This window comes from Aquiflexum sp. (assembly GCF_977115555.1).
Map to the genome: position 1 here is coordinate 1 of NZ_CDSBKL010000561.1, position 2,100 is coordinate 2,100.

Here is a 2,100-nt window from a genome sequence, read left to right on the forward strand (position 1 = left end):
TATATTTCATGTTGAGACTATTTATAACAAAATTTTTCTAAAATTTTAAAAAATACATAATGAAAAATTTTTTGACTCAATTTTAATGGTTAATTTTTCCTTTTCAATTTCAAAAATGTACCAATCTTACTGCCTATTGCCCACTTAAATGATTCATTTGCAAGCTCATTGAGAATCTTCTTATATTTCCAATTATTTCCAAAAACAATAACCTATGTTAACCTTTGATTCCTTGAAAAGAAGTTTATTTCTTCTATTGACGGTCTTGGTGGTATTTGCTTCCTGCAATAAGAGGAGCGGAAAACCAAAAGTCCTGGTATTTAGTAAAACGGCCGGATATTATCATGAATCTATCCCGGATGGAATGGCCGCCATCCAAAAGCTTGGTGCAGAAAACGATTTTGAAGTGGATACCACAACCAATGCGGAGTTGTTTACAGAAGAAAATCTGAAACAATATTCAGCAGTCATTTGGTTGAGTACTACCGGTGATGTGCTCAATCACTACCAAGAAGCGGATTTTGAGCGATATATTCAGGCAGGAGGAGGATATGTAGGAATCCACGCTGCCGCAGATACTGAATACGAGTGGGGATGGTACAACAGATTGGCAGGTGCTAATTTTTCTTATCATCCCGGCATCGGTGATCCTCACCCAAATGTTCAGGATGGTAAATTGAATGTCACGGACCGAAATCACCCGACGACCCGCTTTTTACCTGAAATTTGGAACAGAAGGGACGAATGGTATCATTTCAAAAAGCTCAACCCTGATGTCAATGTCCTGATGGATATTGATGAATCGAGCTATTTGCAGACCAAACCGATGGGATTCCATCCGATGGCATGGTACCATGAATTTGACGGAGGAAGGGCATTCTATACAGCCGGTGGCCATACTAAGGAATCCTTCACAGAAGAACTTTACTTAAAACATATTCTCGAAGGGATCAAATATGCCATTGGGGATAACAAAGAACTGGATTATTCCAAAGCGAGGACCCAAAGAGTCCCTGAAGAAAACAGGTTTGAAAAGATTAATCTGGTAGTAGGTGAATTTACAGAACCTACCGAAATGACCATTTTACCGAATCTTGACATTTTGATCGCACAAAGAAGGGGTGAAATCATGCTTTACAAAAACGGTGATTCCACAGTCCGTGAGATCGCTAAATTAGACGTGTATTGGAAAACAAGTACACCTGGAGTCAATGCCGAGGAAGGTTTGATGGGTATTCAGAAAGACCCGAATTTTGACACAAACAATTTCATTTTCATGTTTTACAGCCCAACAGGTAAGGAGGTCAACAGGCTTTCAAGGTTCAAATTTGAAAATGACAAGTTGGATTTGGCTTCTGAAAAAATCATTTTGGAATTGTATTCCCAAAGGAATATTTGCTGCCATACAGGTGGTTCCATAGCTTTTGACAAGGATGGCTTGCTTTACCTTTCGACAGGTGACAATTCTACGCCTTTTGACCAAAAGGACAGCAAATTTGTCAACCGAGGATATGCTCCTTTGGACAACAGAGATGGTTTTGAGCAATATGACGCAAGAAGAAGTTCCGGAAATGCCAATGATTTGAGAGGTAAAATTTTGAGAATCAAAGTTAACGAAGACGGAAGCTATGATATCCCAGAAGGAAACCTATATCCAAAAGGAACAGAAGGTACAAGACCTGAAATATATGTTCAGGGTAACAGAAATCCTTACAGAATATCAGTCGATCAAAAAACCGGATTTTTATATTGGGGAGAAGTAGGCCCGGATGCCGGAAATGACAGCTTGGACACTAGAGGTCCTAGAGGATACGATGAAGTCAATCAGGCAAGAAAAGCAGGTAATTTTGGTTGGCCGTATTTTGTGGGGAACAATTATCCTTATAGAGAATTTGATTACACTACAGGCACGTCAGGTGCTCCTTTTGACCCAAAAGGGCCTATCAATAATTCCAAAAATAATACCGGAGCAAAAGTAGTCGCTCCGTTGTCCCCTGCTTTTATCTGGTACCCGTATGGAGTTTCTGATGAGTTTCCACAGTTAGGAACAGGTGGCAGAAATGCCATGGCAGGTCCTGTCTATTATTCAGATATGTATCC

At 39.9% G+C, this 2,100-nt stretch carries 1 protein-coding gene; it reads left to right on the forward strand.

Annotated features, from left to right (window positions below; translation table 11 throughout):
• Positions 1-214: 214 nt before the first annotated feature.
• A partial coding sequence (locus ACZFYI_RS19570; RefSeq protein ID WP_462525804.1) for a ThuA domain-containing protein occupies positions 215-2,100 on the forward strand: 1,886 nt, incomplete at its 3' end.